Raw genomic sequence first — 24,481 nt, forward strand, 5'->3', positions numbered from 1 at the left:
CAGTCTGCGCCGTATCAGAAGTCACTAGGAGAGTGTCAGGTCAGTCGTGATGGTTTCCCAGAGGGCGTCGAACCACTTCTGGGATTCCGCTACGAACGCGGCGTCGCGCTGACCGGCCTGCTCGACGAAGGAGAAGAGCAGTGACTTGGAGCCGAGGGCGTCGTACATGTCCAGGGTCCGGCTCTCGTACTCCTCCTGCCGCTCGGTCAGGACGTAGTACCCGATCAGCGCCTCTGTCCCGTTCAGCAGGTACAGCTTGACCGGCGGGGTGAAGGGCAACGCGCGGAAGGCGACGTGGACATCGATGCCGTGCGTGGAGCGGATGGCCTGGAGGTTGTGCCGCAACACCTGCGCCTGAGCGTTCCGCATCTCCAGCCACCGCTTGTGGACCGGGTCGTCGCCCTCCCCGCCCTCCACCAGTACCGGGAAGGCGAGGTTGATGTCCCGTGACGGCAGCAGGATGCGGACGTCGATGGACTCGGGGCGGATCGAGCCCTCGTGGATGAGGCGCAGCGGTTCGCCGAGGGCCAGCATCAGGGTCTCTGAGGTGTGGCAGACGACGTCCACGCGCACGTGCGGCACGCCGAACGCCTCCGTCAGGCGGGGCGCCAGGCTGACCATCGTCGGCTGGGGCGCGCCCCGCGTGGGGGTGGGCAAGGCGATCCGGGGCGGGCTGCCCTTGCTGACGTTGGTGAGCAGGCCGTCCTCCTGGAGCGCGCGCAGGGCCTGGCGTACGGTGCCCCGTTCCACGCCGAACTCCTCGGCCAGCTCGGCCTGCGTGGGCAGGCGGTCACCGGCCTTGAGCTCTCCGACGCGGATCCGCTCCCGCAGGACGTCGGCGATCTCCTGGGGCGAGAGTCTCCTGCTGCCGTTCACTGCCACGTTCTCCTGGGTCACGACCAAAACGCTACAACTCGCACCTATCTAGTGGGAGTTGTTTGTAGCTTGTTTCAAAGTAGGGGCCAAGTGGGGACAACTTAGTCAGAGTTGGCGTCAAGTTGGTTGAGTTGGCGGAAGTAATCCTTCCATTCCCAGGAGCCCGAAGGGGGAAACACCGATGCCCGTCCTCGCACTCCTCTCCGCCGTCTTCGTCGTAGGCGTCGAGCAGACCCTCCAGTGGAAGTACGGCGCCACCGGCATCATCGGCCTGCTGTTGCTCACCATAGGCATCAAGGCCAAGAACCCGGCCGTCAGTTCCATAGGGGCCGTCGTCCTCGCGATCCTGGTCTCGGGACCCGCCCTATGATCCGGACGCGTCGACAGGGGACGATCAGCTCGTGAGCACCAGCTCCGAACTGATCGTCTCCCACAGCGCGTTGAACCACACGTGCGACTGCTCCACGAACGTCATGTCCCGCAGCCCGGCGTCCTGCTCGAAGGCGAACAGCGTCGACTGGATGCCCGGAGCGTCGTACATCTCCAGATGCTGCTGCCCGATCTCCACCTCGCGGCGGCTCAGCGTGTAGTAGGCGAACAGCGCCTCCGTGCCGTTGAGCAGGTACAGCTTCACCGGCGGCGTGAACGGCAGCGCCCGGAAGGTGACCTGTACGTCGATGCCGTGCGTGGAGCGCAGCGCCAGCAGATTGTGCCGGAGCACCTGGCCCTGGGCGTTGCGCTGGGCGAGCCAGCGGCGGCGCAGTTGTACGTCGACGTCGTCGGCCGAGTCGTCCACGGGCGTCGGGAAGGCGAGCGGGATGTCCCGGCTCGGCAGCAGCACCCGGAAGTCGACCTTGGCCGGTTTCAGCCGTCCGGCGTGGATCTGGCGCAGCGGTTCGCCGATGGCGAGCGTGAGGGAGACCGCGGTCAGGCACAGGGCGTCGATCTCCACGTGCGGGGCCGCGAAGGCGGAGGCGATGCGCGGGGCGAGGGCCACCATGGTGGACGCCGGCGGAGCTCCGGGGCCGGTCAGCGCCTTGCCCAGATCGGGGGCGACGGTGGCCGGGGCACCTTTGGAGACGTTCGTGAGCAGATGCTCCGACTGCAGGATGCGCAGCGCCTGCCGTACCGCTCCGCGCTCGACGCCGAACTCGTCGGCCAGCCTGGCCTGCGTGGGCATGCGCTGGCCGGGCCGCAACTCGCCCGAGGTGATCCGGGCGCGCAGCGCGTCGGCCACCTCACGATGCGATGTCTGTGGCCCCTGTTGCCGCTGTGACCTCTTCCGTCCATTGACGGAGACGTGTTTCGGCTCCACGACCAAACACTACAACTTCCCGCCATCTTTGGGCAGTTCCTGGGAAGGTGGTTATAAGACGCTTCCAAGCGGTGATAAGTACAGTGAAGTTGGTCGCCAACTTAAGCAACATGGTCAAGCTTCAAGTGTGTTGGCCACAAGCGTCGGTTCTGTCGACCATCGTCCTCGAAGGGAGACCTGCATGCCGCTCGTCTACCTCGCCGTCGCCGCGCTCGTCATTGGATTCGAGCAACTCATCCAGTGGAAGTACGGGCCGATGGGCATCATTGCCTTTCTCGCCCTGTCCATCGGTATCAAGGCCAGGAACACCATGATCGGCGGCATCGGCGCGGTGATCCTCGTCATGCTGCTCGCCCACTAGGCCTTCGCGAGAAGGCCCGGGGACCGGGTTCGGCCGGCCGGGCTCCCTTCCGGAGGGGAGCCGGGAGCCCGGACGGTCAGCACAGTCACAACTGAACACCGACAACTGAACATCGCCTCGCACAGCCACAACTGAACAAGCACAGCTGAACAGGCACCACTGATCAACAACCACAACCGAACAGCTCGCTACGGATGAGCAGACCTGTCGTCGATGGAGAGGAGTCTCAGAACATGTCCGGGCACCAAGGCCGCCTGGACGTACGCAGCAGGGCGTCGGCCACCTTGGCGGCGCCCGCTCGTTCTTCCCGGACCCGCCCCAGCGCGGCGAGCCGTACGGCGGACTCGTCGCCCAGCCACAGGGCGCCCAACTCGGCGACATCCAGGGTGAGGTCCGCCGCGGCCGTGGTCGGCGTGCAGGACGCGCCGTCCGCCGCCGCCTCCAGCCGGAAGCGCCCGCCCGCGAACCCGGCCCCGTCCACGACCTCGAGCACCAGCGTGCCCTGCCCGTCGTACGTACGCGCCTCCAGCGCCCGTACGACATCCAGGACCCGCACCCACAGCCAGTCCGCCAGCGTCTCGATCCTGGCCGCGCGCGGGTCGGGGAGGAAGAACGGCAGCAGGTCGTCGGGGGCCCGCCAGCCGCTCTTGACCGTGGTGATCCAGTCGATCGAGCACAGATAGCGCCACAGATTGCGCTCGGCCTCCGGCGTCGCCGCGATCAGCCATTTCACGGACGCGGTGTTCAGCGGCTGCTTGCCGTCGCCCCAGTGGTCGTCCGCCAGGTACGACACCAGACCCTCGACCTCGCCGCCCGACGAGCGGTACACACCGAAGAACGGCTCCGTCCACGGGGCCTGCTCCAGGCGCACCGCCCCGGTGGCGACCTGCCACCACCGCTCGTCCCGGTCGACGGCGCCCGGCTGCGCCCTGCGTACCCGCTCGTGCAGCTCCGGGCCGAGCTTGCGTACGTCCGCGCCGTCCACGATGTCGATACGGCCGCCGTTCTCGGGGCCGGCCCAACGGGGGTCGAGGCCGGCCCGGGGGACGTCGATGTTCCACTGGGCGGCCCAGGTGGCGGGGCCGAAGCCGTAGCGGCCGTAGATCGGGTACTCGGCGGCGATCAGGGTCGCCACGACGTCCCCACGGTCCTTCGCGGCCGTCAGGTCGTGGTCCATCATCCGGCTGAGCAGGCCGCGGCGGCGGTGGGTGGCGGTGACGGCGACGTTCGAGATGGCGTCGGCGGGGACGGTGGCGCCGCCGACGGCGGTGATCTCCTGCTCGAAGGAACGGAAGGTGGCGACGCAGCGGCCGGAGTCGAAGGCGCCGAGAGTGCGGGCGGGCACGATGTACGACGCCCGGTCCGTGACCTCCGTCTCCGTGACGTCGGGTGTACGCAGAAAGCCGGTGTGCAGTGCCCGGCTCCAGTCGGGGAGGTCGGCTTCGGTGATCGAGCGGACGTCGATGTGGGGTGCGGGACGGCTCATGGGGCCACGGTAGGTCGGCGGGCGCGGGGTGTCGCCGAGTTTTTCTCGCCCCCGCCGCCCCTGCCCGTCCCATCCTTCTGGGGCTCCGCCCCGGACCCCGCTCCTCAAACGCCGGAGGGGCTGACTTACCCCGGAGCGGACGACCTGTGGTGGGTTATGTCAGCAGGTCGTCCACCTGGGCCTCGCCGTCGCGGTAGCGGCGGGTGATCTCCGTGCTGCATTCGTCCGCCGTCCGCTGCAGGAGCTGGCGGCGGCCCGACACCTGCTGCTCGTAGCCCACCAAGCGCCCCATCGCGGTGCTGAGCTCGGCGTCCGTGCGGGCCTGGAGGTCGGACAGCTCCACCTCGGCCAGCATCTCGGCCGCCAGCCGCCGGAACTCCTCGCTCTGCGGGGTCCCCAGCGTCACATGGCGCGCGGAGGAGCGCTGGCGGGCCGGGGCGTCGGTGAGGATCTCCGGGAGGCGGTCCACGACGGACGCCGCGCCCGCCGGGGAGCGCCGCGCGAGCTCGGCCCGCAGGATGTCGATCCGCCCCTGCAGCAGCCGCCGTACATAACTCAGGTCCGCCTCGTCACGCTGGGCGTAGCGCCGCAGGGTGCGCAGTTCGGGCAGACTGAGCGCGGTCAGGTCGTGCTCGGTCGGCTCCACGGCCAGCCGTGCGTGCGGGCCGGGGCCCGGATCGTCGGCGGTGCGTTGTGTGGGCGGCCGCAGACCGTCCAGCTGGGCCGCGTGGGTCAGTACGACAGCCCCGGGTGGTTGCTCGGTACTCGGTGTGCTCATGTGCCTCTACCGTCCCCTCGACCGGCGTGTGAGGAGCATGGTGCCATCACTGGTGGCCACAATGTGACCGAGTGCCCACGAACAGCCCCAGATGGGGGGTTAAGGAGCAAAAAAGAAGCCCCTTATGAGGCACGTCCGTGCACGCGGCATGATGGCGCCATGCGAGCTGTGGTGCAGAGGGTGGACGGCGCGAGTGTCGTCGTGGACGGGGAGACGGTCGGGGAGATCACCGGCGAGGGGCTGTGCGTGCTCGTCGGCGTCACCCACGAGGACACCAAGGAGAAGGCGGCCCAACTCGCCCGCAAACTCTGGTCGATCCGCATGCTCGGCGACGAGAAGTCGTGCAGCGACATCGACGCCCCGCTCCTCGTCATCAGCCAGTTCACCCTCTACGGTGACGCCCGCAAGGGCCGCCGGCCCACCTGGAACGCCGCCGCCCCCGGCGAGGTCGCCGAGCCGCTCGTCGACGAGGTCGTCGCCCAACTGCGCGCCCAGGGCGCGACGGTGGCGACGGGCCGGTTCGGCGCCAAGATGCGTGTTTCCCTGACGAACGACGGTCCGTTCACGGTGCTGCTGGAGATCTGAGGACCCCGGAGTCCGAGCGCCGGCTACGGCTCGACGACGAGCTCCTGCGCCGCCGCCGTCTCTCCCGCCACCAGCCGGGCGTCCGGCGCGACGTTCCGCTTCACCAGCGCCAGCGCGACCGGACCGAGCTCGTGGTGCCGTACGGATGTGGTGATGAAGCCGATCTTGCGGCCGTCGGGGCCCTCGTCCGCGAGGTGGATCTCGGTGCCCGGGACCGGCAGATGGACCTCGCTGCCGTCCAGGTGCAGGAAGACCAGGCGGCGCGGGGGCTTGCCGAGGTTCTGGACCCGGGCGACCGTCTCCTGACCGCGGTAGCAGCCCTTCTGCAGATGCACCGCCGTGCCGATCCAGCCCAGCTCGTGCGGGATCGTCCGGTGGTCGGTCTCGAAGCCGAGCCGCGGGCGGTGCTGCTCGACGCGCAGGGCCTCGTAGGCGAGGATCCCGGCCGCCGGGCCGGCCTTCTCGGCGTAGGACTCCAGGTCGGCACGGGGCAGGAACAGATCACGGCCGTACGCCGTCTCGCGTACGACGACTCCCTCGGGCACCTCGGCGATGGACCCGGCGGGCAGATGCACCACCGCGAAGTCGTCCGTACGGTCCGCGACTTCGACCCGGTAGAAGAACTTCATCGACTCCAGGTAGGCGATCAGCGCCTCCTGGGTGCCGGGCTCGACATGGGCCCAGACGGTCGTGCCGTCGTCGACCAGATACAGCGCGTGCTCGATGTGGCCGTGCGCGGAGAGGATCAGCGCCTCGGTGGCCTCGCCCGTGGGCAGCTCGCTGACGTGCTGGGTGAGCAGCAGATGCAGCCAGCTCAGCCGGTCGTCGCCGGTGACGGCGACGACTCCGCGGTGCGAGAGGTCGACGAAGCCGGTGCCGTCGGCGAGCGCGCGCTGCTCGCGGAACAGATCGCCGTAGTGGGCGGCGACGCCTTCGTCCACGCCCTCGGCGGGGACGGCGCCGGGCAGGGTCAGCAGGGGGCTCTTCATGGGGACAACCCTACGACTCGGTAGTTGAACTCTTGCCGTTCGCGCCCTTGTGCGCGCAGTCCTTGCACCGGCCGAAGATCGCGAAGTGCTTCATGTCGGTGTCGAAACCGAACTCGCGACGCAGCTTCGCCGTGAACTCGGCGGCCACCGACACATCGGCCTCGATCACGTTGGTGCAGTCGCGGCAGACCAGGTGGATGTGATGGTGGCGGTCCGCCAGGTGGTACGTCGGCGCGCCGTGCCCGAGGTGGGCGTGGCTGACCAGACCGAGCTCCTCCAGGAGCTCCAGGGTCCGGTACACGGTGGAAATGTTGACCCCCGACGCCGTCTTCCTCACTTCCACGAGGATGTCGTCGGGGGTCGCATGCTCAAGGGTGTCCACGGCTTCCAGGACAAGCTGACGCTGAGGCGTCAGCCGGTAGCCGCGCTGCCTGAGGTCGCTCTTCCAGTCGGTGCTCACCACACCGACGAGTCTAGAACTACTTGAAGAAGGCGATGCCGTCGTCCGGCATGTCGTCGGGGAGGGCCTTGGCCCAGCGCTCGACGTCCTCCGGGGTGACGACCTTCTTCAGGTGGGCCGACATGTAGGGGCGCAGCTCGACCTCGGGGGTCTGCTTCTCGCCGACCCACATCAGGTCGCTCTTGACGTAGCCGTACAGCCGCTTGCCGCCGGAGTAGGGGCCGGAGGCGGCGGTGCGGGCCACGGCGTCCGTGACCAGGTCGATCTGGGGCTTCTTGTCGGCCATCTCGCCGTACCAGATCTCGACGACGCCGTCGTCGCGGACCATCGTCACCTCGACCTTGCGGTCGGCGTCGATGCGCCAGAAGCCGTGCTCGGACTCCAGGGGACGGACCTTGTTCCCGTCGTTGTCCAGGACCCAGGTGTGGGACTGGTACTCAAGGAAGTCACGGCCGTCGTGCGTGAAGCCGACCTCCTGCCCGAAGTTGCACTTCTCGGAGCCCGGGAAGTCGTGCACGCCCGCGCCGGCCCAGTTGCCGAGCAGGAAGGCGAGCGGGACGAGGTCCTTGTGGAGGTCGGACGGAATCTCGATCATGAGCGGCGTTTCCTAGACGTGGGTCAGCGCTGGCCCTGGTACAGCTTCTTCACGGTCAGTCCGGCGAAGGCGAGAACGCCGACGCAGACCAGGACCAGCAGGGCTTCGAAGAAGATCTCCACGGGGTGCTCCTCGATTGAGCGGAGGTTGTGCGGTACGTACAGGGCCGGGCCCCAGCTTACGCGGCCGGGGACCGGCCCTCCTTGTGAGGTACGCCCTCGCGAGGTCAGTCCAGCAGCTGGCTCTGCAGGATCACCGTCTGCTGGAACGGTACGGCCGCGGCAGTGCCCTTGCGGGACTGCACCACCAGGCCCACCACGTCGCCCGCCACCAGGTAGGCCTGCCGGACCTGCTCGGCGCCGTACGGCTTGGTCTCGGTGTAGGCGTAGTGCCGCACGTTCATGACCAGCGCCTTGGCGGGGAACTCCTCGTCCGTGTTCACCTCGGCGGCGTCGCGCAGGGCGTGGTTGGGCGAGGCGTAGCTGGTCAGGTGGTCCTGCTGGAGCACGTCGGCGACCTGGCCGGAGCCGAAACGGAGCAGGTAGATCCGGGTGTGGGTACCGTCCGGGGTGGTCCAGCCGCGTGCGGCGATGTGCCGCAGCCCGTGGTCCGTGAGCACCTGGCGGAGGTCGTCGCGGTCCTCCTTGGACCCGTACACCGACAGGAAGTCCTTCGTCGCGAGCCAGCCGTCACGTCCGGCGAGCGCCTTGTCGGCCTTGGCCCCCTCGGGCGCCGGCAGCAGCAGTGCGCGGAGGTCGGCGTAGTGCGCGGAGGCCGCGTTGTCCGCGGCGAACGGGGCGGGGCGGCCGGAGGGCAGCGGCGGCTTGGTGATCTCCGGGTACGCCCAGCGGCCGTCCGTCTCGGTCGCGAGACCGGGGACGTCGGTGCGCTCCATCCGTGTGATGCCGTACGCCGTGGAGGCGCCGACGGCGGCGAGGACGACAGCGGCCGAGGTCCAGCGCAGGACGGCACGCAGGACGCGCCGGTCCTTCTGCACCGGGGGTACGGCGTCCGCCGCGGGTGGCAGGGCGGGGGGTGCCTCGGGCATCGGCGGCACCTCGGCCGCGGGGGCCGTCGCGATGGGCGGTTGCTCGGTCATACGGCCTTCCCCGGGTCGTCGATGCGGTCGAGCTGGGCGGTGACGAACATCCCGATGCTGTTCTTGTCGACCGGCCTGACACCGGACGCCGTCACGCTGATCAGCACGTCTCCGGAGTAGGCCGTGCAGTACACACGGTCGAAGTCCTCGTCGACTTCCTTGGGGGTCAGGAAGCACTTGGCGTTCTTGTGGTCGCCCAGCTTCGGGCCCTTGCGGAAGAGGCCGAGGGCGGAGACGAACTCGTTCTGGGACGTCGCGACGTCCTTGGCGGCGTCCCGGCTCTCCATGCGGGCCAGTACGACGCTGACGAAGAAGGCCTGCTCGTGGTAGATCGAGTAGCTGTCCGCGTTGTAGTAGCTGCGCATCACCATGCCCTCGATGGGCTTCTTGTCGAGCTCCTTCTCCAGCTGCCGGCGCTCGCTGCGGGGCAGGCCCTTGAGGGACTCCTTGCGCAGCTCGGAGGCCTGACGGCCGCTGAGCTCGGCGTCGGAACCGAACTCTCCGAGGTCGGGGCCGCGTGTGTAGCCCTTCTCGTCGTACGGCAGCAGCAGCCCGCGCAGCCCGGAGGCCGCCCCGTCGGCCTTGCCGTCCGCCTTCTTGCCGGCCGCGGCCGGCTCGGGGAACTTCCACGTCGGCAGGCCGGGATCCCGTTCGGCGTCCTGGACGGTCACCACGGTGTAGCCGGCTCCGGCGACGACGGCACCGAGCAGCAGGACGGTCCCGGCGACCGCGGCGATACGCCCGGCGCGCGGACGCCTGCGGGCGGGGACCGGGACGACCTCGGGGCTCTCAGATGTCCCGGTCTCGTTCTCGATCCCGGTCCCGGTCTCGGTCCCGGTCTCGTTCTCGTTCCCGTTCACAGCCGTCCCACCTGCCGCTCGGCGAGATCCATGATCTTCTCCTTGGAGATCGGCTTGGTGTCGAAGACCCAGATATCCATGGCGATGTCACCGCGCCAGGCATGGGCCTCGGCCGTGTACACGGGGAGAAAGCCGGCCTCCCGCTCGGGGCTGCCGTGCACGTACGCCATGCCGTCGCCCGTGCCGGGGATGGCCCAGCTGCGGGTGTCGGGCTCGTTCTCGGCCCAGTAGTGGCCGGAGTCGGCGTGGGCGGAGGCGGCCAGGGTCTGCTCCTGGCGGAACTGCACGAGATGGATCGCGACGCTGTACGTGCTGCCCGTGCGCCAGTTGGCGACGGCGCCGCGCCGGAACTCGTCGCTGATGAGGTTCCCGAAGACCTCGTTCGGATCCTCGTAGGTGCCCGCGAGATCGGCGAGGTCCATCCAGCCGTCCGAGCCGACCTCGAACACGGCGTCCCGCGTTCCCTTGGGCCGCGGGAGCAGCAGCTTGCGCAGGTCGCCGTCGGTCCTCAGCCGCCGGTCCACCGCGGCCGACAGCGGTTCGGCCTCGCCCTCGGCCTGCTTGACCACGGGCTGGGACAGCGGCGGCAGCTTCGTGGGCGCACGGTCGGCCTGCACGAGGTAGCCGCCACAGGTCCCGCCGACGAGCCCCAGCACGGCGGCCGCGGCGAGCAGCAGCGCCGTACGCCCGCGCCGGCGGGGCCGGGGCATGGCCTCGCCTATTTCTTGAGATTCATCCAAAACGTCCCCCCACGGAACGTGAAGTGCGCATTCCATATGCGCGCACAGGAGACCCATGGCCCATGCACCAGGTTGTAAGGGGGTTGATTACGATTCGGCCATGGCCAAGAAGCTGGTGATCAAGGTGACGGCGGGGGCCGACGCCCCCGAACGGTGCTCACAGGCGTTCACGGTCGCGGCGGTGGCCGTGGCCAGTGGCGTGGACGTCTCCGTGTGGCTGACCGGCGAGTCCGCCTGGTTCGCCCTCCCGGGCCGGGCCGCCGAGTTCGAACTGCCGCACGCGGCCCCGCTGCCCGACCTCATCGACTCCGTCCTCGCGGCCGGCCGGCTCACCCTGTGCACCCAGTGCGCGGCCCGCCGGGACATCACGGAGAAGGACGTCATCGAGGGCGTACGCATCGCGGGCGCCCAGGTCTTCGTGCAGGAGGCGCTGGCGGACGAGACGCAGGCTCTCGTCTACTGAGACGGACTGGTCTGCCGAGACGGCCGCCACGGGTGGGGGCCTACGTGTGAGGGCCTACGTGTGGGGGCGCTTCTTGCCGTCGAGTTCGTCCCACCACTCGTCGGACTTCGGGTCGCCGGAGGGGTCGTCCCACCAGCGGTCCTCCGGCCCCCGCCGGTTGGCGACCATCGCGGCGAGCGGCGGGATGACCATGGCGACCACGCACATGCCCACGGCCACCGGAATCGACCACAGGCGTACGACACCCCACGCCAGGACGAAGAGCGCGATGCACGTCCCCATCATGGCGAAGTAGAGATGACGCCGCCGTGCGTACATACGTCCAGGGTAGGCCCGGAAACGGCAGGGCGCGGGCATGCCGAAGGGCCGCATCCCCGGCGTCCAACCCACGGGATGCGGCCCTTCAGGAACCGAGTCGCGTCAGACCGCGATCGCGACCTCCGCGAGGCCACCGTGCTGCGCGACGACCGTGCGGTCGGCGGTGGCACCGGGGACCAGGGCGCGGACGGTCCAGGTGCCCTCCGCCGCGTAGAAGCGGAACTGGCCCGTGGCGGAGGTGGGGACCTCCGCGGTGAACTCGCCGGTCGAGTCCAGCAGTCGGACGTAGCCGACGACGGGCTCGCCGTCCTTGGTCACCTGACCCTGGATGGTGGTCTCACCGGGCTTGATCGTCGAGGCGTCGGGGCCGCCGGCCTTCGCTCCACACATGTCTTTCTCCAGATGGGGGTCTGACCGGAAGGAAGGCCGGTCGGGTTGGCTTGCGAGGGGGTGGGTTACTTGTTGGCGCCGAGCTCGATCGGCACGCCGACCAGGGAGCCGTACTCGGTCCAGGAGCCGTCGTAGTTCTTGACGTTCTCCACGCCGAGCAGCTCGTGCAGCACGAACCAGGTCAGCGCGGAGCGCTCACCGATACGGCAGTAGGCGATGGTGTCCTTCGCCAGGTCGACCTGCTCCTCGGCGTAGAGCTCCTTGAGCTCGTCGTCCGACTTGAAGGTGCCGTCGTCGTTGGCGTTCTTGGACCACGGGATGTTGCGGGCGCTCGGGACGTGGCCCGGGCGCTGCGACTGCTCCTGCGGCAGGTGGGCCGGGGCGAGCAGCTTGCCGGAGAACTCGTCGGGCGAGCGGACGTCGACGAGGTTCTGCGAACCGATGGCCGCCACGACGTCGTCGCGGAAGGCGCGGATGGCGGTGTTCTGCGGCTTGGCCTTGTAGACGGTCTCGGCGCGCTCCGGGACCTCCTCGACCAGCTCGCGGGCGTCCAGCTCCCACTTCTTGCGGCCGCCGTCGAGAAGCTTGACGTTCTCGTGGCCGTAGAGCTTGAAGTACCAGTAGGCGTAGGACGCGAACCAGTTGTTGTTGCCGCCGTAGAGGATCACCAGCGTGTCGTTGGCGATGCCCTTCGCCGACAGGAGCTTCTCGAAGCCCTCCTGGTCGATGAAGTCGCGGCGGACCGGGTCCTGCAGGTCCTTGGTCCAGTCGATGCGGATCGCGTTCTTGATGTGGTTCTTCTCGTAGGCGGACGTGTCTTCGTCCACCTCCACGATCGCGATCGCGGGGTTGTCCAGGTTCTCCTGGACCCAGTCGGCGTCGACGAGGACGTCGCTGCGGCTCATGCTCTTTCTCCTCCGGGGCAGTTGCGGCGGGGCGTGCGAGTGCGAGGGGGTGCGCGGGCTCATGCCGAGACGGCGCACCTGTGCCCTGGTCAGGGCGGGGGGAAACGCGGAAGTCGGAGCTTCCGCTCAGAAGGGGCGACAGAGCATGGCGGCAACGCGGCAGAGGTCTACTGCCCGCCGCTTCGTGAGATCCGCCTGTCGCTTCATGGCCTCGATCGTAGGGAGCGACAGGCGGGCGTGTCACCGGCGTGTCGTATTCTGAGACGCGATCGTCCGGAATGTGGGATCGAGAAGCCGTCAGGACTACCGCCGCACGGCTTCCGGCCGCCCGGCTCGCGGGTCTGATCTACGGTGCGGACGACACCGTCTCGCTGTACGGACGCCGCGGGCCCCCTCACCCGCAGCCGTGGGTGCCCTCACCCGCCGCCGTACGACCCCGGCGAGGCGGAACTACCCGGCGAGGCGGACGTTCGAACCCTTCACCGTGATCTCGACGCCGTCCTTCGCCGCCTGGACGCTGTCGAGCTGGATGCCGCCGGGCAGCCCGTCGATCTTCTGCTCGAAGTCGGTGATCGCGCGGGCACGGCTCTCGGCGATCTCGGCGCCGCCGAAGTTCGGCAGGGTGTCGGCCTTCACCCGTACGGTGTCGCCCTGGGCGGTGACCGAGCTCAGGACGTAGACCGGCTCGGGCAGCTTGGTGCCGAGGACGGTGGCCTCGACGGCGACCTTGATCTTGCCGTTGCCGCCGTCGGAGAGCCCGACGACGCTCGCGGTGACACCGGGTGCGACCTGGGTCGGCTCGGACTTGGCCGTCTTCAGCAGCTCGGCGTAGCTGACGGACGCGGTGCCGGTGGCGGTCGCCGCGGTCGCGGAGCTGTAGTCGCCGGAGAACTCGACGCCCTTCATGTTCGCCTTGAGGTCGTCGATCCGGATCGACTTGCCGTCGCCGGCGGCGGCCACGAAGCCCGACATACCGACCTCGACGTCGTCCAGCGCGCCGCCGAGGACCTGAGTGAGGAAGGGGAAGCCCTTGATGGACACGTCCGGGGTGTCGGCGAGGTTCTCGCGCGTCTGCAGCTTCCCGGCGACCTCGTCCTCGGCGAATCCGACGGCCAGCCGGTCGGCCAGCACGAAGAGGCCGCCCAGGACGATGACGACTATGAGAAATATCCGCAGGGCGCGCATGTTCGGTGTTCCCCCACCTGAAAACGGTCACTGACGGCCGGGTGGCCGTCCAGCGCGAGCGTAACCCTGGCTCGGGGGATGACCGGCAGATTGTCGATCACCTGTGACAGGCGGGCCCTTGTGCCTCAGGCCAGCGCCCGTCCCAGCACGTACACCACCGGCGCGGCGGCGGCCAGCGGCAGCGCGACGCCCGCCGTGAAGTGGACGAAGCGGGACGGGTAGTCGTAGCTCGCCACACGGTGGCCGATGAGCGCGCAGACCGCCGCGCCCCCGCCGAGCAGCGCCCCGCCGGACCCGACGCCGGTGATCGCGCCGACGACCGCCCCGGCTCCCACACCCGCGAGCAGCCCGGCCGCCACGGACGCGGGCGTCGGCAACGGCAGCGCGCGGACCACGACCGCGACGGCTACGGCCACCGCGCCCACGGTCACCGCGTCGGCCTCCGCCGCGAGATACCCGGCGGCCACGATCGCCAGCGCCGCCGAGACGACGGTCGCCATCAGGCCGTACATCCGCTCGTCCGGGTCGGCGTGCGAGCGCAGCTGAAGCACCAGGGTCAGCAGCACCCACACCCCCAGCGTGCCGAGGATCGCCGCCGGCGCCCCGTCGGCGACGAGCAGCGCGACGTCCGCCGTCACGGCCCCCGCGAAGGCGAGCGCGATGCCCTGCCGGGCGGGCCACATGCCGTTCAGCCGGAACCAGCCCGCGGCCGTCACCGCCTGGAGCGCGATGAGGGGAACGAGCAGCGCGTACGACCCGATCGCCGCCGCCACCGCGAGCAGCAGCCCGAGCAGGGCCGTGAGCCCGGCCGGCTGCATCCCCGGCTCGATGATCGGGGAACGGCCTTCCTGCCGCGCCCGCTGGGCGTCGGTGACCCGGGAGTTCCCGGCGAGGGTCGCGGGCCCGTAGCCGTCCGCGTCGACCGAGCCGGCCGCGGCGTCGGAAGTCCCGGACGCCTGGGGCTGCGGCTGGGGCTGGGGAGGCTGCTGCTGAGGCTGGACGTGCTGCTGCTGCGACTGGACATGCTGCTGCCCGGCGTGGGCCTGGTGCGTGCCGTCCCAGCCGCCCGTCTGATAGCCGGACGCGTACGCGTCCTGATGGTCCCCACCCCGGTACTGCGGCTCCCCCTGGTACCCGGCGGCGTACGGACCCGCCGCGGCGCCCTGCGGCGGCAGGTAGGCGGTCTCCTCCGCCGCGGCCGGGTTCACCGGCTGCACCGGCTCGTGCACCTGGGTCTCCCAGGTCTGCCCCTGCCACTGCTGCGTGTACTGCTGGGCGGCCTGCTGATCGTCGTACGGCTGCTGGGCCGGCCACCCCTGCGGCGCCTGCCGCCGGTACGGGTCGTAGACCTCGTGGTCGCCCTCATACGGCTGGTTGGTCATCTCACCCTCCTGCGAACGGCGGGAGCACCTCGACCGTGCCGCCGTCGGCCAGCCGTACCGTCTCATGTCCGCGGGTGCCCACGGGGTCACCGTCTATGAGGAACGAGCATCGCCGCAGGACGCGCGTCAGTTCCCCGGGGTGTCGCGCACGCACCGCGTCGAGTGCCTCGGCGAGCGTGGCCGCGTCGTACGGCTCCTCGGCGACCCCGGCTGCGGCCTTCGCGGCGGCCCAGTAGCGCACCGTGACCTTTGCCATCTCGTTCCTCAATCGATCGACGTGATCACCGCCGGGAAGCGCCGGGCGGTGAGCATCGCCCAGGCTAGCCCGCCCGGCCGGCCGCCCAGTCCCCGATCCGGGCCAGCAGGTCGTCGGTGGCCGCGTGCTCGGCGTGCCCCATCCTGGGCTCCAGCCAGAGTTCGCCGTGGTCACCGGCCGCGTCGGCCAGCATCCGGGGGTGGTCGAGGGGGAAGTAGCCGTCCAGCTCGCCGTGCACGATCAGCAGCGGCGTCGGGGCGATGTGCCCCGCCGCCCGGACCGGGGACATCGGCACCGGGTCCCAGCGGCGGTGATGGATCCGGGTACGGAATCCGTAGCGGCCCACCAGACGCCCCTCGGGCCGGGTCACCAGCCAGTGCAGCCGGCGCATCCGGGGCGTGCCCCGGTAGTACCAGCGCGCCGGGGCGCTCACCGACACCACCGCGTCCGTGCCCGCCCCGCCGCGGCCGGACGAGCCGATCTCCGCGTCGCCGACACCCGGACGGCCGTACAGCGCCGCGTGCCGCAGCACCACCGAGCCGCCCATGGAGAAGCCGACGGTCGCCACGCGCGTGTGCCCGAGCTCACGGGCCCAGCGCACCGCGGCGGCCAGATCGAGCACCTCGCGGTCCCCGACCGTCGAGCGCCCGCCGGACGCGCCGTGGCCGCGGAAGGAGAAGGTGACGACCGCGGCGTGCCGGGTGAGGGCCTGCGCCACCCGTCGCACATGAGGCTTGTCCACATCGCCGGTGAATCCATGGGCGACGACGAACACGAGGTCACCGGCAGATGGACGGGAGGCGTCGTATACGACCGCAGCCGGGTCGTATACGGAATCGACCGTCACCCCGTCGTCGGTGTGCAGAAACGTCCGTATAGGTGTACGTCTGGTCGTCTCAGAGTTCGGACGAACCGTGGATCGTGCCCTATGACCTGCCGTGCCAGCGCCCATGTCGGCTATTCTGCTGGACAGAGGACTCGGGCAGCGTAGCCCCCGGGTCCTTTTGTGCTTTCGGAAGCGTTGTATACGAAGCGGGAAACCGCAGGTGTACGGGGCCTTCGGGATCGCAGAGCAGATCCGTACCGCCCACGTCCTCGCAGGGACCGAGGAGGAACCAGACGTATGAGTTCTCTGCTGCTCCTGACCAATGCCCTCCAGCCGTCGACGGAGGTGCTCCCGGCACTCGGCCTGCTGCTGCACAACGTGCGCGTGGCCCCGGCGGAAGGACCCGCCCTCGTCGACACCCCGGGCGCCGACGTCATCCTCGTCGACGGCCGTCGTGACCTGCCCCAGGTGCGCAGCCTGTGCCAGCTGCTGCGTTCCACGGGCCCCGGCTGTCCACTCGTCCTCGTCGTCACCGAGGGCGGCCTCGCCGCCGTCACCGCCGACTGGGGCATCGACGACGTCCTGCTCGACACCGCGGGCCCCGCGGAGGTCGAGGCGCGCCTGCGGCTCGCCATGGGCCGCCAGCAGATCGTCAACGACGACTCCCCCATGGAGATCCGCAACGGCGACCTGTCCGTCGACGAGGCGACCTACTCCGCCAAGCTCAAGGGCCGGGTCCTCGACCTGACCTTCAAGGAGTTCGAGCTCCTCAAATACCTCGCCCAGCACCCGGGCCGCGTCTTCACCCGCGCCCAGCTGCTCCAGGAGGTCTGGGGCTACGACTACTTCGGCGGCACCCGGACGGTCGACGTCCACGTACGACGGCTGCGCGCGAAGCTCGGGCCCGAGCACGAGTCGCTGATCGGAACCGTCCGGAACGTCGGTTATCGATTCGTTACTCCGGAGAAGATCGACCGGGCCGCCGAGGAGGCGAAGGCCAAGGCTGCCCAGGCAAAGCCGGAAGATGTGGACGAGGCGGGCGCCCGGGAGGCCGCCGAGGCCCGGGCCGAGGCGTAGAAGGACGCGACGGACACTCACGCCGGACATCGCTTTCCCGGCACCGCGCGGGAAGGCGGCAGTCCAGCAAGTGGGAAGCTCCTTCACGCCCTGCCCAGAAGGGGTCCATCCGCGTAGACTCCGCGCGTGGCCAAGGTGACTCGCGATGACGTTGCGCGGCTGGCAGGGACGTCCACTGCCGTCGTCAGTTATGTCATCAACAACGGACCCCGGCCGGTCGCCCCGGCCACGCGCGAGCGCGTTCTCGCCGCGATCAAGGAACTGGGCTACCGGCCCGACCGGGTCGCCCAGGCGATGGCCTCGCGGCGCACGGATCTCATAGGTCTGATCGTCCCGGACGCGCGCCAGCCCTTCTTCGGGGAGATGGCCCACGCGGTCGAGTGGGCCGCCGCCGAGCGCGGAAAGATGGTCCTGGTCGGCAACTCCGACTACGTCGGCGAGCGCGAGGTCCACTATCTGCGGGCATTCCTGGGAATGCGCGTCTCGGGGCTCATCCTCGTCTCGCACGCCCTGAACGACCTGGCCGCCGCCGAGATCGAGGCCTGGGACGCCCGGGTCGTCCTGCTCCACGAGCGGCCCGAGGCCATCGACGACGTCGCCGTCGTCACCGACGACCTGGGCGGCGCCCAGCTCGCCGTACGCCATCTCCTCGAGCACGGTTACGCGTACGTCGCCTGTATGGGCGGCACCGCGGAGACCCCGGCGGTCGGCGACCCGGTCTCCGACCACGTCGAGGGCTGGCGGCGCGCGATGGCGGAGGCGCGGATCCCCACGGAGGGGCGGCTGTTCGAGGCGCCGTACAACCGCTACGACGCGTACCGCATAGCGCTGGACCTCCTGGCGGGGCCCAACCGTCCGCCCGCGATCTTCTGCTCCACCGACGACCAGGCCATCGGTGTGCTGCGCGCGGCGCGCGAGCTGCGGATCGATGTGCCGGGGGAGCTGGCCGTCGCCGGGTTCGACGACATCAAGGAGGCGGCGCTGGCGGATCCGCCGCTGACGACCATCGCGTCGGACAGGTCGGCGATGGCGCGGGCCGCCGTGGATCTGGTCCTCGATGACGGGTTGCGGGTCGCGGGATCCCGGCGGGAGCGGTTGAAGGTGTTTCCGTCGAGGTTGGTGGCGCGGCGCTCGTGTGGGTGCGTCTGAGAGCTCGGGGGCTTCCGTCGTCGGGCGGCTGACCGTCGTGTGTGGTTTCTCGCGCCCACGCGGCAGAGCCGCATATTGATACAGCCCCGCGCCCCTCGGTCGGCTTCCCTTAAGCCATTCTGAGAAGGCTCGGCGCACTGCCAGAAGCGTCCTTACATCGGGCATACGGCCTTCTGCCGGGCTTCTCAGGGAGCACTCAGGAAGCTCTCATCGTCGGGCGACATGCTCATTTCCATGACCGAGAGCCTCCGCCGCAGCGGCGACTACGACAACCCGTACCAGGGCGCCCAGCAGCACGCCTCTTCTCCCGTGAACCCGGAGTGGCCGCCCCCGCCGGCGCACCAGCCGGGTGCGCCCACCGCTCTCCTCACCGAGCCCGTCGCCCGTCCGCACCGGGGCAGGCGCGGCCGCGGCCCCGTCGCGCTCATCGCCGCCGTGGCCATCGTCGCCGCGGCGATCGGTGGTGGCACGGCCTACGGCATCCAGGAGCTGACCGGCAACGACACCGTCGCCACCGCCGGCTCCACCAGCGCCAACGTCGTCCCCTCCAGCCAGAAGGGCACGGTCTCGGGGGTCGCCAAGGCGGTCAGCCCGAGCATCGTCGAGATCAACGCCCAGTCCAACGCCGGTTCCTCCACCGGATCCGGGGTGATCATCACCAGCGACGGCGAGATCATCACCAACAACCACGTCGTCTCCGGCGCCTCCCAGGTCAAGGTGACGACCAGCGACGGCAAGACGTACACCGCCGAAGTCGTCGGCACCGACAGCAGCAAGGACCTGGCGCTGATCAAGCTCCAGAACGCCTCCGGTCTGACGGCGGCCACCCTCGGCAACTCCGACGGGGTCCAGGTCGGCGACGAAGTCGTGGCGATCGGCTCCCCCGAGGGCCTGACCGGCACCGTCACCAGCGGCATCGTCTCCGCGCTCAACCGTGACGTCACCGTCTCCACGGACGAGGGCCGGCAGCAGGGGGGCGGCGGCAACGGGCAGTGGCCGTTCGAGTTCGGCGGTCAGCAGTTCAACGGTGACACCGGCTCGTCCACGACGACGTACAAGGCGCTCCAGACCGACGCGTCCCTGAACCCCGGCAACTCCGGCGGCGCGCTGATCGACATGAACGGCAACATCATCGGCATCAACTCGGCGATGTACTCGGCGGCCGGCTCGGGTTCGTCGGACGCGGGCAGCGTGGGCCTCGGCTTCGCCATCCCGATCAACACCGTCAAGGCCGACCTGGCGAAGCTGCGGGACGGCTCGCAGAGCTGAAGGAGCACGTCATGATCACGCAGGTGGAGCATTCCTCGGCCGGCACCGGGGCCGCCGACCTCGCCCTGGCGCTCGCCATCGCCGGCGCCCTGAACCCGCCGACGGCTCCTCCCCGGGCGCCGGAGCTGGCGACGACCGCCCCTCCGAGCGCGGGCCGCCGTACCTCCGCGGGCCGCGGGCGCCGCCGTACCGTACGAGGCTGAGGACGTGCGACGCTGAAAGCGCAGTCCAGCCCCCTTCTCCTCTCTCCACAAGGATCCGAGCCCATGAGTCCCGCCGATGGCGACCGTGACCCCCAGCGCATCCTGATCGTCGACGACGAGCCGGCGGTGCGCGAAGCACTCCAGCGCAGCCTCGCCTTCGAGGGGTACGACACGGAGGTCGCGGTCGACGGCGCGGACGCGTTGGAGAAGGCCACCGCCTACCGCCCCGACCTCCTGGTCCTCGACATCCAGATGCCCCGCATGGACGGCCTCACGGCCGCCCGCCGTATCCGCGGCGCGGGCGACACGACCCCGATCCTCATGCTCACCGCCCGCGACACGGTCGGCGACCGCGTCACCGGCCTGGACGCGGGCGCTGACGACTACCTCGTCAAGCCCTTCGAACTGGACGAACTCTTCGCCCGCGTACGGGCGTTGCTGCGCCGCAGCTCGTATGCGGCGACCGGATCAGGGCCGTCCGATGACGACGAGGCGCTGACCTTCGCCGACCTGCGCATGGACCTCGCGACGCGGGAGGTCACGCGGGGTGGGCGGCCGGTGGAGCTGACCCGTACGGAGTTCACGCTGCTGGAGATGTTCATGGCGCATCCGCGCCAGGTGCTGACGCGCGAGCAGATCCTGAAGGCGGTCTGGGGCTTCGACTTCGAGCCGTCGTCGAACTCGCTGGACGTGTACGTCATGTACCTGCGCCGCAAGACCGAGGCGGGCGGCGAGCCGCGGCTCGTGCACACGGTGCGGGGCGTGGGGTATGTGCTGCGCCAGGGCGGGGCCGAGTGAGCAAGGTGCTACGCCGGTTCCGCTCCCTGCCGATCCGGTCCCGGCTGGCGCTGCTGGTGGCGGCGGCGGTGGCGTTCGCGGTGGCGGCGGTTTCGGTGACGTGCTGGTTCCTTGTGCAGGGGAAGCTGTACGAGCAGCTCAACGACGATCTGAAGGACATGGCGCGCAGGCCCGGCACCGTCGCCGCGCTCCTGCAGAGCTGTACGCAGAACCCCCAGGAGAACACCCAGGTGTTCCCGGGCCGGAACGACTACGTCCAGGCGATCAAGGAGGAGGGCGACCCCTGCGTCGACCAGAACTCCCCGGGCACGGTCAAGGTCACCGGCTCCGACCAGGACGTGATCAAGGGAGCGAACCTCAACGAGGTCCACTTCCGCAACGGCACCGACGATGACGGCAACGACGTACGCGTGCTGACCCGGTACCTGGGTGTGGACCAGAACGACGGGCAGGGGGTCGCCCTCCAGCTCGCGGTCCCCCTCAAGGGCACGGAGTCCACCCTCAACGACCTCGCCCTGATCCTCCTCCTGGTCTCCGGCGTAGGAGTGATCGGCGCCGGAGCCGCCGGTCTCGCCGTGGCCCGGGCCGGCCTCCGCCCCGTCGACAAGCTCACCGAGGCCGTGGAGCACGTCGCCCGCACCGAGGACCTGAACATCCGCATCCCGGTCGAGGACGACGCGGAGGACGAGGTCGCCCGACTGTCCCGTTCCTTCAACTCCATGACCTCGGCGCTGGCGAGCTCCCGCGAGCTGCAGCAGCAGCTGATCGCGGACGCGGGCCACGAGCTCCGTACGCCACTGACGTCACTGCGCACGAACATCGAACTCCTCACCCGCAGCGAGGAGACGGGCCGCCCCATCCCCGAGGCGGACCGCAAGGCGCTGCTGGCGTCGGTGAAGGCGCAGATGACCGAGCTTGCGGCGCTCATCGGCGATTTGCAGGAGCTGTCCCGCTCGGAAGGGCAGCGCGGTGAGCGCGTCCAGGTGATCTCGCTGGAGGACACGGTCGAGTCGGCCCTGCGCCGGGCCCGGCTGCGCGGCCCGGAGCTGACGATCACGGCCGACCTCCAGCCCTGGTACGTACGGGCGGAACCGGCGGCACTGGAGCGCGCGGTGGTGAACATCCTCGACAACGCGGTGAAGTTCAGCCCCGAGTCCGGCACGATCGAGGTCGCCCTGCACGACGGCGTCCTGACCGTGCGCGACCACGGCCCCGGCATCCCGCCCGAGGAACTCCCCTACGTGTTCGACCGCTTCTGGCGCTCCCCTGGCGCCCGGGCCCTGCCCGGTTCGGGCCTCGGCCTGTCCATCGTGGCCCGCACGATCGAGCAGGCCGGCGGCCTGGTCACCCTCTCCCACGCGGACGGCGGCGGCACGGTGGCGACGGTACGACTGCCGGGGGCGCCGACGCCGCCGCCCGTGGAGCCGCAGGAGTTCTAGGCGGGGCCCATCTCCAGCTTTGCTGAGGCGAGTTGCTCGTACAAAGGGGCCGGGAAGTAGATCTACTTCCTGGTCCTTTCCCCCTACGCTGGAGGCAAGGGGGAGCCATGTCGAAGAACTCGCAATCGAAAATCGCCCTGTGGGTCGCGCTGGGCTTCGCGTTCACTGCCGGTGCGGTCTCGCTCCTCGTTCTGGCAGTGATGTCACCGTCGGACGGGGACCAGCACTCGGGGGACCGGCCGTCGACGAGTTGGTACACCAGCACGCCCGCGGCACCGACCCCGGACCCGTCGGGTCCGAGCGCACCCCCGACCCCGGCGACCGTCGTGACCCAGACCGTCATCGCCGTGCCCTCCGGCGGTGGCGACGGCGGCGACGCCGGCACACTCATCTCGGCCCTCGGCTCGCTACTGAGCGGCGCGGCGGCGGTCGGCACCCTGTTCCACGCCGTCCATCTGAGCCGACAGAACCGCACGGCCAGTTCCTGATGTCTCCCCTGGACCACCCCTGACGGCAACCTCTGCGCCCCGCGCGGCAACCGATCCTCGGACCATCCCCCGCACGGAACGGATCGCCGTATGAATGAGAACCGCAGCAAGGCGCGTCATCGCAGAGGCAGGTCGGTGCCGGCGGTCGGGGTGCCTTTGGTGCTGACCCTCGCCGGGGCCCTGGCCTATGGCTCGGACCTCGGTCTGCCCGGGGCCGGTGCGCAGCAGCGGGCCGCCGCCACGACCGCAGCCGCTCCCGCCTGGGCCACCGCCGTCGCCGACGGGTTCGCCTCCGTCAACTCGCAGGGACAGAACGGTACTTACGGAGGACGTGACGGGCAGGTCGTGACCGTCAGGACACAGGCCGAGCTGGAGAAGTACGCCACGGCCGCCGAGCCGTACGTCATCGTCGTCGCCGCCACCATCAACATGAACCCGGTCGGGAAAGAGATCGAGGTTCGGTCCGACAAGACCATCGTCGGGTCCGGGACCTCCGGGCACATCGTCGGGGGCGGGTTCTTCCTCGGGGCCGGCGTGCACAACGTCATCATCCGGAACCTCACCATCCGGGACGCGTACCAGGGCGTCTGGAACGACAAGGAGCACGACTTCGACGCGATCCAGATGGACGGCGCGCACCATGTGTGGATCGACCACAACGATCTGCGGCACATGGCCGACGGCCTCATCGACGTCCGCAAGGACAGCACGAACGTGACCGTCTCCTGGAACAAGCTGAGCGACGACAACAAGGCCTTCGGGATCGGCTGGACGGACAACGTCGTCACCGACATCACGATCCACCACAACTGGATCCGCGAGACCGAGCAGCGCAACCCGTCCACCGACAACGCCGCCCATGCGCACCTGTACAACAACTTCCTGGAGGACGTGGCCGGCACCGGCATCAAGTCGTCGTACGGCAACTACTCGCGCGGCAGGACGGCGATGCTCCTGGAGAACTCCTACTTCCAGGGCATCAACAACGCCGTCATCAAGGACGCCACCGCCACCCTCGTCCAGCGCGGCAATGTCTTCTCCGGCACCAGCGGCCGTAATGAGAGCGGTGGTGCGGCCTTCGATCCGAAGGCGTACTACCCGTACACGCTGGACGCCGCCTCCAATGTTCCCTCGCTGCTCAAGTCCGGTGCCGGGCCACGCAGTTCCATCGGTTCCTCCACCGTGAGCGTGAAAGCCGCCACCACCCTGACCGTCGCCAAGGACGGCAGCGGGCAGTACGCGACCGTGCAGGCGGCCGTGAACGCCGTACCGGCGAACAACGCCTCGCGGGTCGTGATCGCCGTGAGGCCGGGCACGTACCGCGAGACGGTGAAGGTGCCCGCCGACAAGCCGCACGTCACCATCCAGGGCACGGGCGGCAGCCGCAAGGACACCGTGATCGTCCACGGCAACGCCGCGGGCACGCCCAGGCCCGACGGTTCCGGGACGTACGGCACGGCCGGCAGCGCGACCGTCGCCGTCGAGGCCGACGACTTCCAGGCCCGCAACCTGACCGTCTCCAACGACTTCGACGAGAAGGCGAACCAGAACCTGAGCGGGCATCAGGCCGTCGCGCTGCGCACCGCCGCCGACAAGGTGTTCCTCGACGGCGTCATCGTCGACGGCGACCAGGACACGCTGCTGCTGGACACGGCCGCGAAGGACCGGCTCGGCCGGGTGTACGTCGCGAACTCCTATGTCTTGGGCAACGTCGACTTCGTCTTCGGCCGGGCCACGGCCGTGATCGACCGGTCCGTCATCACGTTGAAGAAGCGCTGGGACGGGAGTTCGGGCGGGTACGTCACCGCCCCGAGCACGGCCGCGAACCGCAAGGGCATCCTGATCGCCAACTCGGCCGTCAGCGGAGATGTCTCAGGGTCCAGCTTCTACCTCGGTCGGCCCTGGCACGCGGGCGGCGATGCCACCCTCGACCCCCAGACGACGGTGCGCAACACGACGCTCAGCGCGGCGGTGAAGTCCACCCCGTGGACCGATATGAGCGGGTTCTCCTGGAAGGACGACCGGTTCGCCGAGTACCGGAACACGGGCGCGGGTTCGGGCCCGGCGAGCACCGAACGGCCCCAGCTGACCGACGCTCAGGCCGCCGGGCAGGAGGTCGCCGACTGGCTCGGGGACTGGACGCCGACCGCGTCCTGAAGGCCCCGGGGCGGCCGGAAGGTCAAGGCGGG

30 protein-coding genes are annotated in these 24,481 nt (G+C 69.9%); 12 read left to right on the forward strand and 18 right to left on the reverse strand.

Annotated elements, in window-relative coordinates:
• Nucleotides 1–24: 24 nt before the first annotated feature.
• A complete protein-coding gene (locus ACFPQ9_RS29275; RefSeq protein ID WP_380859760.1) occupies nucleotides 25–903 on the reverse strand; it encodes a winged helix-turn-helix domain-containing protein in 879 nt (292 codons plus the stop codon).
• Between the two features lie 154 nt (nucleotides 904–1,057).
• Between ACFPQ9_RS29275 and ACFPQ9_RS29280 the strand changes: the two genes are divergently transcribed.
• On the forward strand, nucleotides 1,058–1,246 hold the full coding sequence (locus ACFPQ9_RS29280; protein WP_030948652.1) for a hypothetical protein: 189 nt from the start codon (nucleotides 1,058–1,060) through the stop codon (nucleotides 1,244–1,246).
• A gap of 24 nt (nucleotides 1,247–1,270) precedes the next feature.
• On the opposite strand, the gene ACFPQ9_RS29285 is transcribed toward ACFPQ9_RS29280, so the two are convergent.
• On the reverse strand, nucleotides 1,271–2,113 hold the full coding sequence (locus ACFPQ9_RS29285) for a winged helix-turn-helix domain-containing protein (RefSeq protein WP_380859763.1): 843 nt from the start codon (nucleotides 2,111–2,113) through the stop codon (nucleotides 1,271–1,273).
• A gap of 259 nt (nucleotides 2,114–2,372) precedes the next feature.
• On the opposite strand from ACFPQ9_RS29285, the gene ACFPQ9_RS29290 reads away from it, so the two are divergent.
• Nucleotides 2,373–2,552, forward strand: a complete 180-nt coding sequence (locus ACFPQ9_RS29290) for a hypothetical protein (RefSeq protein ID WP_380859766.1) — start codon at nucleotides 2,373–2,375, stop codon at nucleotides 2,550–2,552.
• Between the two features lie 226 nt (nucleotides 2,553–2,778).
• On the opposite strand, the gene ACFPQ9_RS29295 is transcribed toward ACFPQ9_RS29290, so the two are convergent.
• Together ACFPQ9_RS29295 and ACFPQ9_RS29300 are read right to left on the reverse strand one after the other, a co-directional pair.
• Complete coding sequence (locus tag ACFPQ9_RS29295; RefSeq protein ID WP_380859769.1) at nucleotides 2,779–4,038, reverse strand: GNAT family N-acetyltransferase; 1,260 nt, start codon at nucleotides 4,036–4,038, stop codon at nucleotides 2,779–2,781.
• A gap of 154 nt (nucleotides 4,039–4,192) precedes the next feature.
• Entirely contained in the window at nucleotides 4,193–4,816 is a 624-nt protein-coding gene (locus tag ACFPQ9_RS29300; protein ID WP_380859772.1) for an RsiG family protein, read from the reverse strand.
• Between the two features lie 159 nt (nucleotides 4,817–4,975).
• Here ACFPQ9_RS29300 and dtd point away from each other — a divergent pair, with 159 nt between their 5' ends.
• The gene (dtd, locus tag ACFPQ9_RS29305) at nucleotides 4,976–5,401 is read left to right on the forward strand and encodes a D-aminoacyl-tRNA deacylase (protein ID WP_380859775.1); all 426 of its coding nucleotides are present in this window, start codon (nucleotides 4,976–4,978) and stop codon (nucleotides 5,399–5,401) included.
• A 23-nt stretch (nucleotides 5,402–5,424) separates the two neighbouring features.
• Here the strand turns inward: dtd and ygfZ are convergent, their stop codons facing one another.
• From ygfZ to ACFPQ9_RS29335, 6 genes are all read right to left on the reverse strand, one after another.
• On the reverse strand, nucleotides 5,425–6,390 hold the full coding sequence (ygfZ, locus tag ACFPQ9_RS29310) for a CAF17-like 4Fe-4S cluster assembly/insertion protein YgfZ (protein WP_380859778.1): 966 nt from the start codon (nucleotides 6,388–6,390) through the stop codon (nucleotides 5,425–5,427).
• Nucleotides 6,391–6,400: 10 nt separating this feature from the next.
• Nucleotides 6,401–6,853 (reverse strand): Fur family transcriptional regulator, encoded by a 453-nt coding sequence (locus tag ACFPQ9_RS29315; protein ID WP_380859781.1) that lies wholly within the window; start codon nucleotides 6,851–6,853, stop codon nucleotides 6,401–6,403.
• 16 nt (nucleotides 6,854–6,869) lie between these two features.
• Nucleotides 6,870–7,445 carry a heme-binding beta-barrel domain-containing protein gene (locus ACFPQ9_RS29320; RefSeq protein ID WP_380859783.1) on the reverse strand — a complete coding sequence of 192 codons (576 nt, stop codon included), beginning with the start codon at nucleotides 7,443–7,445 and terminating at the stop codon, nucleotides 6,870–6,872.
• Between the two features lie 226 nt (nucleotides 7,446–7,671).
• Entirely contained in the window at nucleotides 7,672–8,544 is an 873-nt protein-coding gene (locus ACFPQ9_RS29325; RefSeq protein WP_380859786.1) for a hypothetical protein, read from the reverse strand.
• A complete protein-coding gene (locus ACFPQ9_RS29330; RefSeq protein ID WP_380859789.1) occupies nucleotides 8,541–9,404 on the reverse strand; it encodes a hypothetical protein in 864 nt (287 codons plus the stop codon). The genes ACFPQ9_RS29325 and ACFPQ9_RS29330 overlap by 4 nt, the downstream gene beginning before the upstream one ends.
• Nucleotides 9,401–10,114 (reverse strand): hypothetical protein, encoded by a 714-nt coding sequence (locus tag ACFPQ9_RS29335; RefSeq protein WP_380859792.1) that lies wholly within the window; start codon nucleotides 10,112–10,114, stop codon nucleotides 9,401–9,403. Before ACFPQ9_RS29335 ends, ACFPQ9_RS29330 begins: the two co-directional genes overlap by 4 nt.
• Nucleotides 10,115–10,244: 130 nt before the next feature.
• Between ACFPQ9_RS29335 and ACFPQ9_RS29340 the strand changes: the two genes are divergently transcribed.
• Nucleotides 10,245–10,607 carry a DsrE family protein gene (locus tag ACFPQ9_RS29340; RefSeq protein ID WP_380859795.1) on the forward strand — a complete coding sequence of 121 codons (363 nt, stop codon included), beginning with the start codon at nucleotides 10,245–10,247 and terminating at the stop codon, nucleotides 10,605–10,607.
• A 54-nt stretch (nucleotides 10,608–10,661) separates the two neighbouring features.
• On the opposite strand, the gene ACFPQ9_RS29345 is transcribed toward ACFPQ9_RS29340, so the two are convergent.
• The 8 genes from ACFPQ9_RS29345 to ACFPQ9_RS29380 all read right to left on the reverse strand — a co-directional run bounded on the left by ACFPQ9_RS29345 (nucleotide 10,662) and on the right by ACFPQ9_RS29380 (nucleotide 15,995).
• Nucleotides 10,662–10,925 (reverse strand): DUF3099 domain-containing protein, encoded by a 264-nt coding sequence (locus ACFPQ9_RS29345; protein ID WP_380859798.1) that lies wholly within the window; start codon nucleotides 10,923–10,925, stop codon nucleotides 10,662–10,664.
• Between the two features lie 102 nt (nucleotides 10,926–11,027).
• Nucleotides 11,028–11,315: a DUF1416 domain-containing protein gene (locus ACFPQ9_RS29350; RefSeq protein ID WP_030957144.1), complete on the reverse strand. Its 288-nt coding sequence runs from the start codon at nucleotides 11,313–11,315 to the stop codon at nucleotides 11,028–11,030.
• A gap of 65 nt (nucleotides 11,316–11,380) precedes the next feature.
• A complete protein-coding gene (locus ACFPQ9_RS29355; protein WP_030957142.1) occupies nucleotides 11,381–12,220 on the reverse strand; it encodes a sulfurtransferase in 840 nt (279 codons plus the stop codon).
• A 126-nt stretch (nucleotides 12,221–12,346) separates the two neighbouring features.
• The gene (locus ACFPQ9_RS29360) at nucleotides 12,347–12,427 is read right to left on the reverse strand and encodes an Ms5788A family Cys-rich leader peptide (protein WP_350751515.1); all 81 of its coding nucleotides are present in this window, start codon (nucleotides 12,425–12,427) and stop codon (nucleotides 12,347–12,349) included.
• Between the two features lie 243 nt (nucleotides 12,428–12,670).
• Entirely contained in the window at nucleotides 12,671–13,405 is a 735-nt protein-coding gene (locus tag ACFPQ9_RS29365; protein ID WP_380859802.1) for an LmeA family phospholipid-binding protein, read from the reverse strand.
• 125 nt (nucleotides 13,406–13,530) lie between these two features.
• On the reverse strand, nucleotides 13,531–14,787 hold the full coding sequence (locus tag ACFPQ9_RS29370; RefSeq protein WP_380859805.1) for a hypothetical protein: 1,257 nt from the start codon (nucleotides 14,785–14,787) through the stop codon (nucleotides 13,531–13,533).
• 1 nt (nucleotide 14,788) lies between these two features.
• Nucleotides 14,789–15,043, reverse strand: coding sequence for a MoaD/ThiS family protein (locus tag ACFPQ9_RS29375; RefSeq protein ID WP_346181720.1), 255 nt, complete (start codon nucleotides 15,041–15,043; stop codon nucleotides 14,789–14,791).
• 64 nt (nucleotides 15,044–15,107) lie between these two features.
• A complete protein-coding gene (locus ACFPQ9_RS29380; protein ID WP_380859809.1) occupies nucleotides 15,108–15,995 on the reverse strand; it encodes an alpha/beta hydrolase in 888 nt (295 codons plus the stop codon).
• Nucleotides 15,996–16,166: 171 nt separating this feature from the next.
• Between ACFPQ9_RS29380 and ACFPQ9_RS29385 the strand changes: the two genes are divergently transcribed.
• From ACFPQ9_RS29385 to ACFPQ9_RS29420, 8 genes are all read left to right on the forward strand, one after another.
• Nucleotides 16,167–16,946: a response regulator transcription factor gene (locus ACFPQ9_RS29385; RefSeq protein WP_380859812.1), complete on the forward strand. Its 780-nt coding sequence runs from the start codon at nucleotides 16,167–16,169 to the stop codon at nucleotides 16,944–16,946.
• A 126-nt stretch (nucleotides 16,947–17,072) separates the two neighbouring features.
• Nucleotides 17,073–18,095, forward strand: coding sequence for a LacI family DNA-binding transcriptional regulator (locus ACFPQ9_RS29390; protein ID WP_380859815.1), 1,023 nt, complete (start codon nucleotides 17,073–17,075; stop codon nucleotides 18,093–18,095).
• A 234-nt stretch (nucleotides 18,096–18,329) separates the two neighbouring features.
• Entirely contained in the window at nucleotides 18,330–19,364 is a 1,035-nt protein-coding gene (locus ACFPQ9_RS29395; RefSeq protein ID WP_380859818.1) for a S1C family serine protease, read from the forward strand.
• 11 nt (nucleotides 19,365–19,375) lie between these two features.
• A complete protein-coding gene (locus ACFPQ9_RS29400; protein ID WP_380859821.1) occupies nucleotides 19,376–19,567 on the forward strand; it encodes a hypothetical protein in 192 nt (63 codons plus the stop codon).
• Between the two features lie 63 nt (nucleotides 19,568–19,630).
• Nucleotides 19,631–20,365, forward strand: a complete 735-nt coding sequence (locus ACFPQ9_RS29405; protein WP_380859824.1) for a response regulator transcription factor — start codon at nucleotides 19,631–19,633, stop codon at nucleotides 20,363–20,365.
• Entirely contained in the window at nucleotides 20,362–21,804 is a 1,443-nt protein-coding gene (locus tag ACFPQ9_RS29410) for a HAMP domain-containing sensor histidine kinase (RefSeq protein ID WP_380859827.1), read from the forward strand. The genes ACFPQ9_RS29405 and ACFPQ9_RS29410 overlap by 4 nt, the downstream gene beginning before the upstream one ends.
• Nucleotides 21,805–21,911: 107 nt before the next feature.
• Nucleotides 21,912–22,292, forward strand: a complete 381-nt coding sequence (locus tag ACFPQ9_RS29415) for a hypothetical protein (protein WP_380859830.1) — start codon at nucleotides 21,912–21,914, stop codon at nucleotides 22,290–22,292.
• A 90-nt stretch (nucleotides 22,293–22,382) separates the two neighbouring features.
• A complete protein-coding gene (locus ACFPQ9_RS29420) occupies nucleotides 22,383–24,449 on the forward strand; it encodes a pectinesterase family protein (RefSeq protein ID WP_380859833.1) in 2,067 nt (688 codons plus the stop codon).
• The last annotated feature ends 32 nt before the right edge of the window (nucleotides 24,450–24,481 follow it).

Origin of the sequence: Streptomyces coerulescens, from assembly GCF_042657965.1 — a bacterium.
In the GTDB taxonomy this organism is placed as follows: Bacteria; Actinomycetota; Actinomycetes; order Streptomycetales; family Streptomycetaceae; genus Streptomyces; species Streptomyces coerulescens.

What these genes read in the sequence shown, in the direction of transcription:
- ACFPQ9_RS29280 (WP_030948652.1), top strand. Translation starts at nt 1,058, where the DNA reads ATGCCCGTCCTCGCACTCCTCTCCGCCGTCTTCGTCGTAGGCGTCGAG.
- ACFPQ9_RS29290 (WP_380859766.1), top strand. Translation starts at nt 2,373, where the DNA reads ATGCCGCTCGTCTACCTCGCCGTCGCCGCGCTCGTCATTGGATTCGAG.
- ACFPQ9_RS29295 (WP_380859769.1), bottom strand. Translation starts at nt 4,038, where the DNA reads ATGAGCCGTCCCGCACCCCACATCGACGTCCGCTCGATCACCGAAGCC.
- ACFPQ9_RS29300 (WP_380859772.1), bottom strand. Translation starts at nt 4,816, where the DNA reads ATGAGCACACCGAGTACCGAGCAACCACCCGGGGCTGTCGTACTGACC.
- dtd (WP_380859775.1), top strand. Translation starts at nt 4,976, where the DNA reads ATGCGAGCTGTGGTGCAGAGGGTGGACGGCGCGAGTGTCGTCGTGGAC.
- ygfZ (WP_380859778.1), bottom strand. Translation starts at nt 6,390, where the DNA reads ATGAAGAGCCCCCTGCTGACCCTGCCCGGCGCCGTCCCCGCCGAGGGC.
- ACFPQ9_RS29320 (WP_380859783.1), bottom strand. Translation starts at nt 7,445, where the DNA reads ATGATCGAGATTCCGTCCGACCTCCACAAGGACCTCGTCCCGCTCGCC.
- ACFPQ9_RS29325 (WP_380859786.1), bottom strand. Translation starts at nt 8,544, where the DNA reads ATGACCGAGCAACCGCCCATCGCGACGGCCCCCGCGGCCGAGGTGCCG.
- ACFPQ9_RS29335 (WP_380859792.1), bottom strand. Translation starts at nt 10,114, where the DNA reads ATGCCCCGGCCCCGCCGGCGCGGGCGTACGGCGCTGCTGCTCGCCGCG.
- ACFPQ9_RS29340 (WP_380859795.1), top strand. Translation starts at nt 10,245, where the DNA reads ATGGCCAAGAAGCTGGTGATCAAGGTGACGGCGGGGGCCGACGCCCCC.
- ACFPQ9_RS29345 (WP_380859798.1), bottom strand. Translation starts at nt 10,925, where the DNA reads ATGTACGCACGGCGGCGTCATCTCTACTTCGCCATGATGGGGACGTGC.
- ACFPQ9_RS29350 (WP_030957144.1), bottom strand. Translation starts at nt 11,315, where the DNA reads ATGTGTGGAGCGAAGGCCGGCGGCCCCGACGCCTCGACGATCAAGCCC.
- ACFPQ9_RS29355 (WP_030957142.1), bottom strand. Translation starts at nt 12,220, where the DNA reads ATGAGCCGCAGCGACGTCCTCGTCGACGCCGACTGGGTCCAGGAGAAC.
- ACFPQ9_RS29360 (WP_350751515.1), bottom strand. Translation starts at nt 12,427, where the DNA reads ATGAAGCGACAGGCGGATCTCACGAAGCGGCGGGCAGTAGACCTCTGC.
- ACFPQ9_RS29365 (WP_380859802.1), bottom strand. Translation starts at nt 13,405, where the DNA reads ATGCGCGCCCTGCGGATATTTCTCATAGTCGTCATCGTCCTGGGCGGC.
- ACFPQ9_RS29370 (WP_380859805.1), bottom strand. Translation starts at nt 14,787, where the DNA reads ATGACCAACCAGCCGTATGAGGGCGACCACGAGGTCTACGACCCGTAC.
- ACFPQ9_RS29375 (WP_346181720.1), bottom strand. Translation starts at nt 15,043, where the DNA reads ATGGCAAAGGTCACGGTGCGCTACTGGGCCGCCGCGAAGGCCGCAGCC.
- ACFPQ9_RS29380 (WP_380859809.1), bottom strand. Translation starts at nt 15,995, where the DNA reads ATGGGCGCTGGCACGGCAGGTCATAGGGCACGATCCACGGTTCGTCCG.
- ACFPQ9_RS29385 (WP_380859812.1), top strand. Translation starts at nt 16,167, where the DNA reads ATGAGTTCTCTGCTGCTCCTGACCAATGCCCTCCAGCCGTCGACGGAG.
- ACFPQ9_RS29395 (WP_380859818.1), top strand. Translation starts at nt 18,330, where the DNA reads ATGACCGAGAGCCTCCGCCGCAGCGGCGACTACGACAACCCGTACCAG.
- ACFPQ9_RS29400 (WP_380859821.1), top strand. Translation starts at nt 19,376, where the DNA reads ATGATCACGCAGGTGGAGCATTCCTCGGCCGGCACCGGGGCCGCCGAC.
- ACFPQ9_RS29405 (WP_380859824.1), top strand. Translation starts at nt 19,631, where the DNA reads ATGAGTCCCGCCGATGGCGACCGTGACCCCCAGCGCATCCTGATCGTC.
- ACFPQ9_RS29415 (WP_380859830.1), top strand. Translation starts at nt 21,912, where the DNA reads ATGTCGAAGAACTCGCAATCGAAAATCGCCCTGTGGGTCGCGCTGGGC.
- ACFPQ9_RS29420 (WP_380859833.1), top strand. Translation starts at nt 22,383, where the DNA reads ATGAATGAGAACCGCAGCAAGGCGCGTCATCGCAGAGGCAGGTCGGTG.